The organism is Lactobacillus sp. X-49 (genome assembly GCF_057063645.1).
In genome coordinates this window covers 1-13,971 of record NZ_JBXSQM010000014.1, presented here as the reverse complement: position 1 = coordinate 13,971, position 13,971 = coordinate 1, and the positions used below count along the sequence as shown (strand labels likewise).

The 13,971-nt window shown below is 34.8% G+C and carries 11 protein-coding genes; 9 read left to right on the top strand and 2 right to left on the bottom strand.

Annotated elements, in window-relative coordinates; genetic code table 11:
- The first annotated feature begins 175 nt into the window (after window positions 1-175).
- From ACYIAQ_RS07290 to ACYIAQ_RS07265, 6 genes are all read left to right on the top strand, one after another.
- On the top strand, window positions 176-1,480 hold the full coding sequence (locus ACYIAQ_RS07290) for an extracellular solute-binding protein (RefSeq protein ID WP_483563178.1): 1,305 nt from the start codon (window positions 176-178) through the stop codon (window positions 1,478-1,480).
- 117 nt (window positions 1,481-1,597) lie between these two features.
- Entirely contained in the window at window positions 1,598-2,515 is a 918-nt protein-coding gene (locus tag ACYIAQ_RS07285; protein ID WP_122017744.1) for a magnesium transporter CorA family protein, read from the top strand.
- 15 nt (window positions 2,516-2,530) lie between these two features.
- Window positions 2,531-3,454 (top strand): serine hydrolase, encoded by a 924-nt coding sequence (locus ACYIAQ_RS07280; protein ID WP_483563177.1) that lies wholly within the window; start codon window positions 2,531-2,533, stop codon window positions 3,452-3,454.
- Window positions 3,455-3,615: 161 nt separating this feature from the next.
- The gene (locus ACYIAQ_RS07275; RefSeq protein ID WP_483563176.1) at window positions 3,616-4,179 is read left to right on the top strand and encodes a TetR/AcrR family transcriptional regulator; all 564 of its coding nucleotides are present in this window, start codon (window positions 3,616-3,618) and stop codon (window positions 4,177-4,179) included.
- 14 nt (window positions 4,180-4,193) lie between these two features.
- On the top strand, window positions 4,194-7,058 hold the full coding sequence (locus tag ACYIAQ_RS07270; protein ID WP_483563175.1) for an MMPL family transporter: 2,865 nt from the start codon (window positions 4,194-4,196) through the stop codon (window positions 7,056-7,058).
- A 112-nt stretch (window positions 7,059-7,170) separates the two neighbouring features.
- Window positions 7,171-8,181 (top strand): zinc ribbon domain-containing protein, encoded by a 1,011-nt coding sequence (locus tag ACYIAQ_RS07265; RefSeq protein ID WP_483563174.1) that lies wholly within the window; start codon window positions 7,171-7,173, stop codon window positions 8,179-8,181.
- A gap of 107 nt (window positions 8,182-8,288) precedes the next feature.
- Here ACYIAQ_RS07265 and ACYIAQ_RS07260 read toward each other — a convergent pair whose 3' ends face one another.
- On the bottom strand, window positions 8,289-9,665 hold the full coding sequence (locus ACYIAQ_RS07260; protein WP_483563173.1) for an NAD-dependent succinate-semialdehyde dehydrogenase: 1,377 nt from the start codon (window positions 9,663-9,665) through the stop codon (window positions 8,289-8,291).
- 75 nt (window positions 9,666-9,740) lie between these two features.
- The gene (locus ACYIAQ_RS07255; protein ID WP_483563172.1) at window positions 9,741-10,532 is read right to left on the bottom strand and encodes an alpha/beta hydrolase fold domain-containing protein; all 792 of its coding nucleotides are present in this window, start codon (window positions 10,530-10,532) and stop codon (window positions 9,741-9,743) included.
- Window positions 10,533-10,774: 242 nt separating this feature from the next.
- Between ACYIAQ_RS07255 and ACYIAQ_RS07250 the strand changes: the two genes are divergently transcribed.
- The 3 genes from ACYIAQ_RS07250 to serS all read left to right on the top strand — a co-directional run bounded on the left by ACYIAQ_RS07250 (window position 10,775) and on the right by serS (window position 13,594).
- Window positions 10,775-11,380, top strand: a complete 606-nt coding sequence (locus tag ACYIAQ_RS07250) for a TVP38/TMEM64 family protein (protein WP_122017751.1) — start codon at window positions 10,775-10,777, stop codon at window positions 11,378-11,380.
- Complete coding sequence (locus tag ACYIAQ_RS07245) at window positions 11,380-11,928, top strand: GNAT family N-acetyltransferase (RefSeq protein ID WP_483563171.1); 549 nt, start codon at window positions 11,380-11,382, stop codon at window positions 11,926-11,928. Before ACYIAQ_RS07250 ends, ACYIAQ_RS07245 begins: the two co-directional genes overlap by 1 nt.
- A gap of 358 nt (window positions 11,929-12,286) precedes the next feature.
- Window positions 12,287-13,594: a serine--tRNA ligase gene (serS, locus tag ACYIAQ_RS07240; RefSeq protein ID WP_483563170.1), complete on the top strand. Its 1,308-nt coding sequence runs from the start codon at window positions 12,287-12,289 to the stop codon at window positions 13,592-13,594.
- Window positions 13,595-13,971: the final 377 nt, after the last annotated feature.

Below are 13,971 nucleotides of genomic sequence, written 5' to 3'. Positions count from 1 at the left end.
TAGTAATTGCTAATAAAGCCGAACTTTTGCAAAAAAAGCAAACAAATATTGAAAAAAAGGCGAATTTTTATATTTATTTAATTGTGTATTAAGCTGAGTTGCTTTACAATTAGTAAGAATTTATGCTTATAATTCAAAGTCCACGATATCACTATTCTGGGAGGGAAAAGATCTTATGAATTTTGCTAAAAAGTTTGCTACTCTGGTAATGGTAGGACTAACTTTTGTTGGAATTACGGCTTGTTCAAATAAAAGTCCGTCTTCAACTTCTGATTCAAATCAGATTCCTAAAGTGACTCAAAAGACAACGGTTGTCTTTTGGCACGGAATGCAAGGCAAACAGGAAAGCACATTAAAAAGTTTAGTACAAAGTTTTGAAAACAAAAATCCGAAGATTCGGATTAAACTTGAACAACAAGGTAACTATGATAATTTACAGGCTAAGATTAACTCAACCTTACCATCACCTAAAAATTTACCAACAATTACTCAGGCTTACCCTGGTTGGCTTCAAAGTGCAGCAGAAAACAAAATGTTGGTCGATTTAAGTCCGTATATTAATAATAAGAAAGTCGGATGGGGTAATAAATCTGCTTCAGGAATTAAACCAGAGATGTTAGCTGGGGCTCAAATTCAAGGAAAACAATATGGAATTCCTTTTAATAAATCAATTGAGGTTTTAATTTATAATCCAACAATATTTAAGCAATATGGTATTAAAAAAGTGCCAGCTACAATGGCGGAATTGAAGACAGCTTCTCAAATAATTTATCAAAAAAGCAACCATCAGATAGCTGGTGCAGGGTTTGATAATCTGGATAATTATTATGTTTTAGGGATGAAGAATGAGGGTCAGAATTTTTCAAGCAAAATCAATTTTACTGGTACTAAATCTCGCCGCGTAATTGATTACTATGTAAGTGGAGAAAAAGAGGGTTATTTTAGAATGCCGGGTTCAGATAAATATCTTTATATCCCATTCACAAATAATAAACTGGCAATGTTTTTGACATCTTCTTCAACAGAAACTTGGATTAAGCAGACCAGCAGAAAGAGTTTTACTTATAATGTAGCGGCGCGACCAAGTAAATATACAATGCAACAGGGAACAGATCTATATATGTTTAGTCAAGCGACTGCCATGCAAAAAGCTGCTGCTTTTAAATTTATAAAGTTTCTTTGTTCAAAAGAAAGTCAGCTTAAGTGGGCTCAATCTACCGGTTATATTCCAATTAATACTGATGTAACCCAAGAAGCTGCTTATCAGAAAGAAAATCAATTTAAATTACCGGCACGATTAAATGATATTTTAAGAACGAATTTTTTATACAGCGTTCCCGTAATTAAAGATTCAAATGCAACCTTTAGTCAGTTAACACCAATTATGCAATCAATATTAGTAGCAGCTCAAAAAAATCGGAATGTTGAAAAAGCAATTAAGGCTGGTAATATTAAGTTTAATGCTGCATGGAAGCAATAAGGTTTGTTAATAAATAAAAAGCAGGCAAAGCCTGTTTTTTATTTATCGTTTTTTGTTTGAATGGTAAGATAATATTGGCATGTTAAAATTAATAGCCAGCAACTGGGGGTAACAAAAATGATTAAAGAGCAAAAATTCCCGATAATAACTAATTATAGATGGTATGACATCAGTAATTTAAGTGAAACGGATAGTAATCAGTTACAAGATGATTTTAATTTTACACCAGATATGATTTCTTATATCTCTGATCGTCATGAACGGCCACACTACGATTATGATACTTATACTCATATTAACTTGCTAGTATATGACGTGCCTATCTGGCCAACGCAGGTTATTAAGCATTTTACAGCTCATCCAGTTACTTTTTTAATATCAGAAAAAAATATTTTTACTTTTCATACTGAGTCTACTAGTTATGTCTTTGATCAATTCAATGATCTTATGATGCGACGAGAACTTGCTAAAGCGCAGGATGTTACTGAACTATTAATGAAATTTTTGCTTTTTTCTTCGCAATATTTTCAACGAGCAGTCACACAACTGGATGATGAACGCAATCTATTAGATAAAAAGTTATCTGGAGATATTAATAATCGGGATCTTGTAGAGCTTTCTAATATTGAAAAGAGTTTAGTATATTTATCAAGTTCTATTCAAACCAATTTAATGATGCTTCATAGTTTGAAAGTGTCTGAACTGGACTTTACTAAGCGTGCATGTGAACGGCTTGATGATGTGTTAATTGAATCAAACCAATCGGCAGAAATGGTAAAAATTTCGCAACAAGTAACCCAGACATTATCTGCAACATCAAATAATATGATGAATAATAATTTGAATGATACCATGAAGTTTTTAACGGTCTGGTCATTAGTATTAACAATACCTACTATTTTAACCGGATTTTATGGGATGAATGTCAGTTTACCAGTGGGGCATAGTTCATCTGACTGGATCATAATTATGGTTTTAACAATTATTTTGATGGTTTGGTTAGTAATTTTGATGAAAAGACACCATTTCTTTTAAGATGGGGATGGATTTATGAAAAACAAAGTATTAATTGGCTCATTAATTACCACTTTGCTCGCATTTGTTCTCTATTCAGCCAATCTTAAGCGAACGGAAAATGCTAGTTTGCAAATCGTGGGTTCCAAAACACACCAAGTATTCAATAGTAGTAAGAATAAAAATGAAGCTTCGCATGAACCAGATGTGTCTGATGTAGAATATAATAACCAAATAAAAGTTGTTCATGGAAGTGATCGTGTTTGGACACATAAAATTGAACAAATTATGGGTAAAGAACGGTCTTATCAGGTATATGTTCAAGATTTAAATTCGGGTAAATTTGCGGACATAGGCAATACGGTTAAATCACATGTTGTTAATAAATCAACTAGGTTATTTTTACTAACAGCAATTTTTTATCAAGAGCAGTATGGTAAACTATCAGGTAAGTCTGTTATTAAAATTAAAAAAGCCGATCAAGTGGAGTCAGAAAGATTACTTCAACCAGGAATAGGGTATGGGATTACTTATCTAAAGCAAGCGATGATGAATAATAGTCAGACGGCAGCTAAAGCATTATTACGTAAAATTAAACCTACACAAGTCATTTTAGTAGCACGAAAAATGGGTGCAACACACACAACTTTTGGTAAAGTTGGCAAAAACACACTTAATATTCAAACGACGGCTAAAGACATGGCACTTGTGCTGGCTAACCTGTATCGGAATAAAACTTTAAATCGGCAAAATTCTAATCAAGTTTTAAATGCTCTTCATACATCTTCTACTAAACCTAAAATCGCCAAAAGTATTAGTGGGTCTATTTATACAATTGGTGATAGTAAAGCAAGCGTTGAATTGGTTCAAACACATGGAAATTCATACTGTGTGAGTGTTTGGAGCAATAGTGATCATAATCTGGCTGAATTAGGCCAGACTGTCAATCGTTTTTTTTAAATAAAACTAGTATGGAATTCAATTTGAATTCCTTTTTTGTATATAAAACTATGTGTTAGTAGTAATCGACAAATAATCGATAACAATTTACATATTGTAGATTGTATTCTTCTGATTGTAGTGTTATATTGTTCAGTATGCTGTTTAAAGGAGGGAAGGAAATGGTTAAAAAAAGAAGTCTTGACTTAGATAAAGTAATTGCAAAGGCAACAGAAATGATAGGCCGAAATGGATTATCAGAAACAACCTTGCCAAGTTTGGCAAGTGAGTTGGGAGTGCGTTCTCAGTCACTTTATCACTATGTTTCTGGTCGTAAACAATTATTGTCGCTTGTAGGTGCAAGTAGAATCAAAATTTTAATCAAAAAGTTAACGGATAGCATAATTGGATTATCTGGTCAAGAGGCATTACTTAAGTTTGCTGATATTATACGTAAATTTATTCTAGATGATCCAGCATTGATAAGCATTTTGTATCATTTAAATGAATATCAAAAAGATGATGCAATTACCCAAGAAATTATGAATATAATTGCGCTGGCTGATAAGTTGAATTTACGTAGTGATAGTACCGTTTCACTTCATTCTTTAATTGGCGCTGTTTTAGGATATGTCTTTTTAGATGTATCTGATTCCTTTGCGGATGAAACTGGCACCGAAGCTGATATAGGCTACCATGAACTAATTTTACAACTAGTTCGGCCAAAAGATTTTTTGCAAAAATAGAAAGGAAAAGTAGAGTGCAAAAATTATTAAAGAATCATATTTTTTCATTAATTGCATGGGTAATAATTTTAATTATTTCTGTTGTGGTTTTGCCGGATGTTACTGGGTTAACTAGAGAGCACTCAAATATTTCCTTGCCACAAGATGTGCAAAGTGAGGTTGCGCAATCAATTCAAAATGATTGGGGACCAAAGCAAAGAAATACTTATCAACTTGCAGTTGTCTTTAACAAAAAGAATGGCAAGTTAACGGCTGATGATAAAAATGCCATCAACCAAACTATTACTAGTTTGAAGGATAATGAAGATAAGTATGGTATAAAACAAATATTGGGACCCAATGATAATATTGCAACCAAGAAAAAATTACAGTCAGATGATAATACAACATGGATTGCACAAGTAAATGTTGCCAAACATCATGCTCCAATTAATGAAGTGGAAGAACAGATTAATTCAGCCGTGAAGACAGCTGGGATCAGAACTTATGTTACTGGAGCAGATGTTTTGCAAAATGCTTTCTCCAATTCGATTCAAGAGGGTATTAAGAAAACTGAAGCTATTACAATTGTCTTTATTTTTATTGTTTTGGTTATTGTCTTTAGATCACCAATTGTCCCTTTGATTTCATTATTAACAGTGGGGATTTCCTTTATTACATCGTTTGCGATTGTAACAAATCTAGTTAAGTATCAGAACTTTCCGTTTTCAAATTTCACCCAAGTATTTATGATTATTGTGTTATTTGGAATTGGAACGGATTACAATATTCTACTTTACGATAAATTTAAAGAGAATTTAGGACTGGGTATGGATCGCTATCAGGCAATGAAAAATGCTCAAAAGATAGCAGGGAAAACAATTCTGTATTCAGGATCATCGATTTTAATTGGATTTACCGCTCTGAGCCTAGCTAAATTTTCAATTTACCAATCAGCTGTTGGTGTAGCTGTTGGTGTAGCTGTTTTATTAATTGTTTTATTGACTTTGAATCCATTTTTTATGGCTGTCTTGGGTGAAAAGATGTTCTGGCCAGTCAAGAAATTTACGGGCGAAAAAGAAGATAAATTATGGCATGGAATTTCTAAGGGCACTTTAGCACACCCAATAATTTATTTGATTGTTTTAGCTGTAATAATCGTACCATTTGGTTTAATGTATTCAGGTCATTTAAATTACGATGATACTGATGAAATTGGTAACGATGTACCTGCTAAAGCCGGAATGAAGATAGTTGAGCAACATTTTTCAAAAGGAATGGCCGAACCATCTATTCTTTATATCAAGAGTAACCATCGGCTTGATAATGAGGCGGATTTGCGGTTAATTGATCAGCTAACCCGACAATTACAGTCTTCAAAGAATGTGTCAATGGTAACTTCAGTCACGCAACCTTATGGAGAAAGTATTCAAAAGTTATACGTTAAGAATCAGTTGAATACAGTTAATGAAGGAGTTGATCAGGCTCGGATTGGCCTAAATAAGCTTAGTCAAGCAAGTAAAAGTGTAGCAAATGGTGCTAGCCAACTAGCTACTGGTACAGGACAATTGCAAAGTGGTACAGGTCAACTGCAAAGTGGTGCTGGTCAATTGCAGAGTGGTACTGCTCAGATGAGTAATGGGCTAAATCGGCTTAACTCAAGCATAAATAGTGGTACTCAAGGACTTGCTGGAGCACAACAAAGTACGAAAGCAACACTTGAAAGTAGCTACAAAGCCAATTTAGCTAAAACAATTGGTGCTTTACCGGGACTATCACCTCAGCAAAAAATGGCCGCAATGCAGGCAGCCGGAATTGCTCTTGAAAAGTCATGGTCACAAGCGTCAGCTTCTTTACCAGATGTAGCTAGTCAGATGGGACAATTACAATCTGGTGTTGGGCGCTTGGCGTCAGCTTCTAACCAATTGCATTCTGGTGCCACAAGTTTAAATGGAGGAATCGGTCAGCTCAATTCTAGTGTTGGTCAATTAAATTCAGGTGCAGGTCAACTTGCAAATAATACGCCGAAGATTACCGCTGGAGTAGATAAAGTTAATAGTGGCTTGGGTCAAGGTGCTTCCTATTTGACAGGATTAGCAAATTCGTCAGCTGCGGATACTTTCTATATTCCTAAAGAATTTATCAAAGACGATACTTTCCAAACCGCAATTGAAAATTATTTGAGTCCAGATAAAAAATCGGCAATGCTGATGATTGTTTTTAATACCAATCCAAGTAGCATTAAAGCGACTAAAAAGGCACAAGATTTAAGTGTGATGGCCAAAAAATCGCTGGAAGGTACACGATTAGCCAATGCAACAATAGCTATGGGAGGACAAAGTGCTAAGATAGCAGATATTAAAGAAGTAGCTAACAAAGACTTTATTAGAACCGCTGCTATTATGTTAGTCGGTATTGGCATTGCATTAATTTTTGTTACTAGGTCGCTTCTTCAACCAATATATATTTTAGGGACACTTTTATTAGCTTACTTTAGTTCGTTGTCGATTAGTGAATGGGTTGTGAAAGCAGTAATGGGCAATAATATGCTCGCTTGGAATACACCATTTTTCGGCTTTATATTATTGATTGCATTAGGTGTTGACTATAGTATTTTCTTGATGACTCGTTATCGTGAACTGGAAGGCTCAAGTCCTAGTGATCGAATTCTGAAGGCGTGTGGTATTATTGGAACTGTTGTTATTTCAGCAGCAATAATCCTTGGTGGTACATTTGCCGCATTAATTCCTTCGGGTATTCCAACTTTGATTGAAGTGGCGTTAACGGTGATCATCGGCTTGATTATTCTTGTCTTTATTATGCCAATTACTCTAACAGCCGCAGTTAAATTGACATATGAGGGAATACACTTGAAAAAGAACCGTCGAGTTAAAGATTAACAAGGTAAATTATTAAGTTAAACGAAAAAGTACGATAAAGAGATTTTCTTTCTCGTACTTTTTGTTTTATGATTAGGATACCAAATATAAAATGATTAAAAGGATGGTTTTTATGACTACTTGTCCAAATTGTGGCCGCCTGATATCCGATAATGATGAAATTTGTCCAAAATGTCACTTTGATTTACAAAAATATAGGGACACTTTTTTTACCGATCAATATCAGAAAGGCAATTATGAAAATGAAAAAACCGGCGAAAGTATAGTAAATCGTAAACTTTATCGTCAGCAGTTTTACCCAGAAAAACAAAATCCAACTGTTAAAAAAATGCTCCAATGGATGCATAACAATAGTATGATTGTTTTTTTATTGGGAATTGCTCTATTACTTGTTATGAGTTTTTCTCGAAGTATTGGCTGGGTCTGCTTTTTTGCATTATTAATTTGGCTTTATCTAGTTTGTGTAAAAGATGGAAAAATTGAACGATATACGGTAGATAAACGCTTGACAGAAAAAGTTAATCAAATTTGTTCAAATATGTTTAATAGCGTTGAAGAATCTAGTCAAAAGGTGCATTCAAAAAGCAAAACCCATGATCGCGTAGAAGAACATGCAGTGAGAAAACATTTTAGTTATGTTCAATTGTTAGTTTTATTGATGGCTGTAATTAATTTAGTGGTTATTTTTACAGGTTCAGGTGCATCGGTTTCTGATGTCACCTACACGGGTAAAATGTCGTTAACACGGGTAACATTTAGGTTGGCAGGGCACTTGTTTTCTTCTAGTGCAACGCAATTATCGGGAGTGCTATTATGTTTTTTATGGGCGCTTATTGTAATTTTGCCATTGGTTATTATTTATAACACATTGAAAGATGGTAATAATCGTCGTCTTGTTGCCTTTGTGTTATCTTTAATAGAATCAGTTTTCTTAATTTATTTAATTTTCAAACTACCAACATTGACACTGACTAAGGGTGGAATTCTTAAAAACATTTCAAATGAAATTCTTTTATATGCTGTTTCGATTGGAGCATCAACTTACTTTTTAGTTTTATCAAGCATTATGACAACTATATTGACTGGCTATAACCTATTTAAAGAAAAGAAACAGAGTCATTAATTTTAATGAGATATTGAATAATGCGAGCTCAGTAAATTGCTTGATTTACTAGTTGATTTTATACAAAAAAGCTAGACCTCAGTTGGTCTAGCTTTTTGGCTTTGCAATTATTTCATTGACGGATCGATTATTAGATGCTCATTGACAAAAGCCATCATACCTAAGTCGCTTAATTCACGGCCGTAGCCAGACTTTTTAATACCGCCGAAAGGTAATTCACCTGAAGTAATCCAAGTTCCGTTAATAACGGTCATCCCCGTTTCAATTTGAGCAGCCACTTTTTCTGCATGTGCAATATTGCTGCTGATGACGGAAGAGCCTAATCCATAACTAGAATCATTGGCTAAAGTAATTGCCTCATCTTCATCCTCAACTGCATAAACGATTGCAACTGGTCCGAAGAATTCTTGATCATAAGCTGGATTATCCTTAGTAATATTGGTTAAAATCATTGGGCGGAAGAAAGCACCATCTGAATTAATTTCAGGATACTGATAGTAAACTTTTCCACCGGCAGAGATTGCTGCGTTAACTTGTTGTGTTAACTTGTCTTTAGCTACTAATGAGTTCATTGGTGCTAATGTGGTTTTTTCATTTAAAGGATCGCCAGCTATGAGGACTTCAAATGAGTTCTTTAAATCTTGTAAAACTTCATCGTAATGAGATTTAACGGTAATTATTCGTTTTGACGAAGTGCAAACCTGACCGTCATTGTAAATTCGGGCAGTTTGGAGAGCCTTCTTTAATGTTGAGGAGTCGGCATCATTTAATACGATAAAAGCATCATTGCCGCCAAGTTCCATAGTTGATTTTTTAAGATTTTTACCAGCAGCTTTGGCCACTGATTCTCCGCCACGTTCGGATCCTGTTAGAGCAACACCCTGAACTCGCGGATCAGCAATAATTTGATCCAATTGATCGTAATTAAGATAAAGGTTAATCAAACTACCCTCAGGAGCACCGGCTTGTCTGATAAGCTTTGTCATTAGTGCAGCCGAACCGGGTACATTATGGGCATGTTTAAGAATAATTGGGTTTCCTACAATAAAATTGGGTGCAAAAACTCTAATAACCTGGTAAAGTGGGAAATTCCAAGGTTCACAGGCTATAATGACACCGGTTGCCTGTTTTAGATAATATGCTTTGCCAAGTTGTGACTTAATCGGTTGTTTCATCATCATTTCTGGACCGTGCTCAGCATAATAATCACAAATTGAGGCACAGAGTTCAACTTCTCCCTTAGCTTCCCCAATTAGTTTTCCCATTTCCTTGGTCATTATTTCGGCCATTGGGTCTATTTTTTCACGCAATTTAGATGCGATTTGATGTAGAATAACAGTTCGCGAAGTTGGTTCTTCGAAACGCCATTTTTTGTATAGGGCATGGCTTAAATTGAGAGCATCTTCAATTTGAGTAGCAGTTGGGTTGCTATAATTACCAAACTTTTCATTAGTATACGGATTGATTGATTGGTATTTAGCCATAATGTTATCTCCTTAAGTATAATTATATTTTTGAGTTATTCATAAATATTATAAATCGTTTTCACATAAATTGCTTTAGTTAATTATTTCGATAGCCTTGGTTAAATAAGCAACAGATTCAGCGAGATATTGTTTTGCATAGGCCATTGCGTGTCTGGTTCCCGGGAGTAGTTTAAGATCGACTTCGTGATTTTCTTTTGCGAGAACAGAGATGAATTCAAGCAGATAGCTAACAGGGGAGAGTTCAGCAGTTGAATTAATCATTAATAAGTGAGTTAATTTTTGATAATTATATGATTGAACGTCAAGCTTTTGTAAAGTTGGTAGCTGGTCTGAACCGGCATACGTGATGGTGAAATATTTATAAAAAGCATTATTAATATCGGTAAATTTTTTTAGACCAAGTTCTTTTCGGGCAGCAGATGAGGCAGGAGTACTTGCATGATCTTTCATCCAGGTTGAAAAACTGACAGGGGCTGACCATGTGACAGTTGGAAATCCAAATTTACCTGCTAAATAAAGGGCAAGGACACCACCACTGCTAGCCCCAATTTGAACAATTTTAGTGGTAGGTGTAACGGAATATTTGCTATTTAGCAGCCATTTAACAAATTTTACACTATCTTGGTGAGCGACTGGGAATGTGTACTCTGGAGCAAGTGAGTAATTGGGAGCAAAGACAATAAAGCCCTGTTCGACGATTTTCAGGCTTAGTTCTTGAAGATCACTTTTATCGCCACGGAACCAGCCACCACCATGCCAAAAGAGCAAAATCTTATGCTGAGGCTTGATTTGTTGTGGCAGATATATATCAGTGGTCAAATTATTTTGCTGATCATAAGTTATATTAGATAAAATTTGAGTCATTGTTACCTCCGAATTGAAAATTTTATTGTAAAACTATTATACTTTAAAACAAAGTAGTATTTTTATTGGCAGCTCTCTTAATATAGGCTAATTTAGTGATAATCAGGTAACCAATAGGGGATATTTGTTTGCTGACCTATTTTTAAATATTTAAATTATTGTAATTATTAATCGAATATAACTAGAAAATAATCAAGCAGGAAATTTTTTTGGTAAAATGAGATTGTTATTGGAGGTAGGTTATGCATTTGTCAGCTAAAGCTAGTCGAAGACTGATTAATATCTTGACCGTTGTCAGCGGAGTCATTATTATTTTACTGTGTGTTTATTGGTACCGGTTAGGAATTTTTACGAGCCAAGCAAAAATGAGAGCATATTTGGCTGATAAGAAAATAATAGGACCAGTAGTTTTCGTTTTGATACAAATTATTCAAGTGGTATTTCCAATTATTCCTGGGGGTGTTTCCCTGCTTGGTGGGGTAGTTTTCTTTGGTCCACTTGCAGGATTCATCTACAATTATGTCGGTGTATGTGTCGGTTCAATAATAGATTTCTTTTTATCGCGGTTTTATGGTAAGCCATTTATTTTACACATAGTTTCTGAGAAAACTTTTGATAAGTACATTAAGTGGACAGAAAATCAACATAAATTCAATTGGTTTTTTGCCATCTGTATTGTTGCGCCAATGGCACCGGATGATGTCCTCTGTTTGCTTGCAGGACTAACTGAAATGAAATTTTCAACATACTTTTGGATTATCGTGCTTGGCAAGCCGTGGACAATTGCAGCTTACAGCTTTGCTTTAATGTTTGGGATGGATTGGTTATTGAAATTGGTTGGTAAATAATGAGTACGCGTGTTTTTTTACGATCATTCAATAAAAGCGATGCACCCACAATTTTTAAATGGGGGCAAGATGATTATTACCAGCGTTTAGGTGGTTTTCAGCATTATGAAAATTTGACTCAAGCAGAAGCTGCAGTTAATCAATATACAGCTAGAAAGTATAGTTATGCAGTTTGTCTTCACAAAAATCAACAATTAGTTGGCTTAGTTGAACTTTATGAGCGAGGAACTAATGAGAGGGATTTATTAAAAACAAAGGAAGTGGGATTTTTATTAGATAAAAATTTTTCTGGCCATGGGTTAATGACGGAAGCCCTAACATTGCTTTTCACTTATGCCTTTGGCCAACTTAAACAAAAAGAACTTTGGGCAGGAACTTTTAAAGATAATTTACGTTCACAAAAGTTATTGCAACGACTAGGTTTTCATTATGTTTATGCAGTTGATTTAGGTCAGATTAGTGATATTTTCACTTATGAAGAAAAGTACTATTTATTAAAAAAGGCGGATTGGCTTAAGGGTCAATCAAAAGAAAACTTAAAATATTAAAAGATACAGATTTTAATATTTTAAAGCTAAAGTGCTAATTAATTTAAATAAGGTTTGACAAAAAGATAATTAATGTTTGCTTAAAAGCGCAGAATAGCATAAAATAAACCCAAACACAGAATCCTAAGACTGATTTTTCAGAGAATCCGTATTTTGGTGTAAGCGGATAGAGGTCGTTTCCAGATTCTATTAATGTGGGTAATTAACAGTTACACGGCTAGCGGCACCGTTATCGCCAACTAAGTGAGTGCAGCTATTTTAAGTAGCTGAAACTGGGTGGTACCGCGAAGCCATGTTTAAGCCGATTCGTCCCAATATAAGGGGATGAATCGGCTTTTTGTTTTGATGGAGGTTAGATATGTTAGACATTAAGGTAATTCGCGAAAATCTTGACTGGGCAAAGAAAAAACTTGCTACACGTGGTATTAAACCAGAGCAATTGGATGAATTAATCAAAATTGATCAAGACCGTCGTGATGATTTAAATCAAAGTGAACAATTAAAGGCAAGACGTAATCAAGTTTCAAAGCAAATTGCTGAAGCAAAACGTAACAAAGAAAATGCTGATAAAGTGATTCAAGAGATGCGTGAGGTAGGCAGTCAAATCAAGTCTCTTGACGAGAAGGTAAATGAATTAACAACTAAACAAAATGACATTTTACTAAGATTGCCTAATTTTCCAGATGATTCTGCGCCAATTGGTCCTGACGAAGACTATAATGAAGAAGTCCGTCGATGGAGTGAGCCAACAAAGTTAGCTTTTAAGCCGAAAGCACATTGGGATTTGGGTACAGATTTAGATATTCTGGATTGGGATCGTGGTGCCAAAGTTTCTGGTGCACGGTTTGTTTTCTATAAGGGTGCAGGTGCATTACTTGAACGTGCTGTCTTTAACTATTTCTTAGATGAAAATACTAAGGCAGGTTATACAGAAATTATTCCACCATACTTGGTTAATGATGAATCTATGCAAGGAACAGGCCAATTTCCAAAATTCCGTGAGGATGTTTACACAATTGTTGATAATGACAATCCAGAAAAGCAATTGGATTTGACTCTTATTCCAACAGCTGAAGTTCCATTGGTTAATTATTTCCGTGATGAAATTATCCATGAAGACAAGTTACCAATCAATGTTACGGCACTTTCTCCTGCTTTTAGAAGTGAAGCGGGTTCAGCTGGTCGTGATACGCGCGGTTTAATTAGAATGCATGAATTCCGCAAAGTAGAAATGGTTAAGATTTGTAAACCTGAGCAATCATGGGATGAGTTGGACAAGTTGACGAAAAATGCTGAACACTTATTGCAAAAGTTAAATCTACCTTACCATGTTGTTGCGCTGTCGACAGGAGACGCTAGTTTCACTAGTGCTAAAACCTATGATTTAGAAGTTTGGATGCCAGCACAAGATAAATATCGAGAAATTTCAAGTTGCTCTAACTGTACTGATTTCCAAGCTCGGCGTGCACAAATTCGTTATCGGGATGAAGATGGCAAGCTTCATTTGGCACATACTTTGAATGGTTCTGGACTTGCTGTGGGCCGTACAGTTGCTGCTATTTTAGAAAATTACCAAAATGAAGATGGAACTGTAACTGTTCCGAAAGCGTTAATCCCATATATGAATGGAATAACCAAAATCACTAAGAATGAGAGTCTAATTTAGATATAAAAAAGTTACTGTAAAATAATTCTACAGTAACTTTTTTAATGCTCAAATATTTAAAATATCGAATAATTAAGAAGCAAAAATAGAATTAGTTTACGAAAATCACATAATAATTAATCTTAAATAATATAGAAGAGAGTAAGAAAAGTGTAAAATACGAACGAAAATAAAAAGTTGACGAAGTGATTTAAAAATAGTAAAGTATTATCTGTGCTTGAGTACAGCAGTAAGTTGTTGCCGAAAGCAGAAAAAACATTTGAAAGAAAAGCTTGACAAAGGAAAGCTGATTTAGTAAGATGATAAACGTTGCTGCTTGAGAGAGCAGAGAGCGGACAGAAAAAAGTTCTTGACAAAGAGAACAAGATCTGATAAAT

Bases quoted from the DNA above. Each gene is read 5' to 3' on its own strand.
- ACYIAQ_RS07290 (WP_483563178.1), top strand. From the start codon at position 176: ATGAATTTTGCTAAAAAGTTTGCTACTCTGGTAATGGTAGGACTAACT.
- ACYIAQ_RS07285 (WP_122017744.1), top strand. From the start codon at position 1,598: ATGATTAAAGAGCAAAAATTCCCGATAATAACTAATTATAGATGGTAT.
- ACYIAQ_RS07280 (WP_483563177.1), top strand. From the start codon at position 2,531: ATGAAAAACAAAGTATTAATTGGCTCATTAATTACCACTTTGCTCGCA.
- ACYIAQ_RS07275 (WP_483563176.1), top strand. From the start codon at position 3,616: ATGGTTAAAAAAAGAAGTCTTGACTTAGATAAAGTAATTGCAAAGGCA.
- ACYIAQ_RS07265 (WP_483563174.1), top strand. From the start codon at position 7,171: ATGACTACTTGTCCAAATTGTGGCCGCCTGATATCCGATAATGATGAA.
- ACYIAQ_RS07260 (WP_483563173.1), bottom strand. From the start codon at position 9,665: ATGGCTAAATACCAATCAATCAATCCGTATACTAATGAAAAGTTTGGT.
- ACYIAQ_RS07255 (WP_483563172.1), bottom strand. From the start codon at position 10,532: ATGACTCAAATTTTATCTAATATAACTTATGATCAGCAAAATAATTTG.
- ACYIAQ_RS07250 (WP_122017751.1), top strand. From the start codon at position 10,775: ATGCATTTGTCAGCTAAAGCTAGTCGAAGACTGATTAATATCTTGACC.
- ACYIAQ_RS07245 (WP_483563171.1), top strand. From the start codon at position 11,380: ATGAGTACGCGTGTTTTTTTACGATCATTCAATAAAAGCGATGCACCC.
- serS (WP_483563170.1), top strand. From the start codon at position 12,287: ATGTTAGACATTAAGGTAATTCGCGAAAATCTTGACTGGGCAAAGAAA.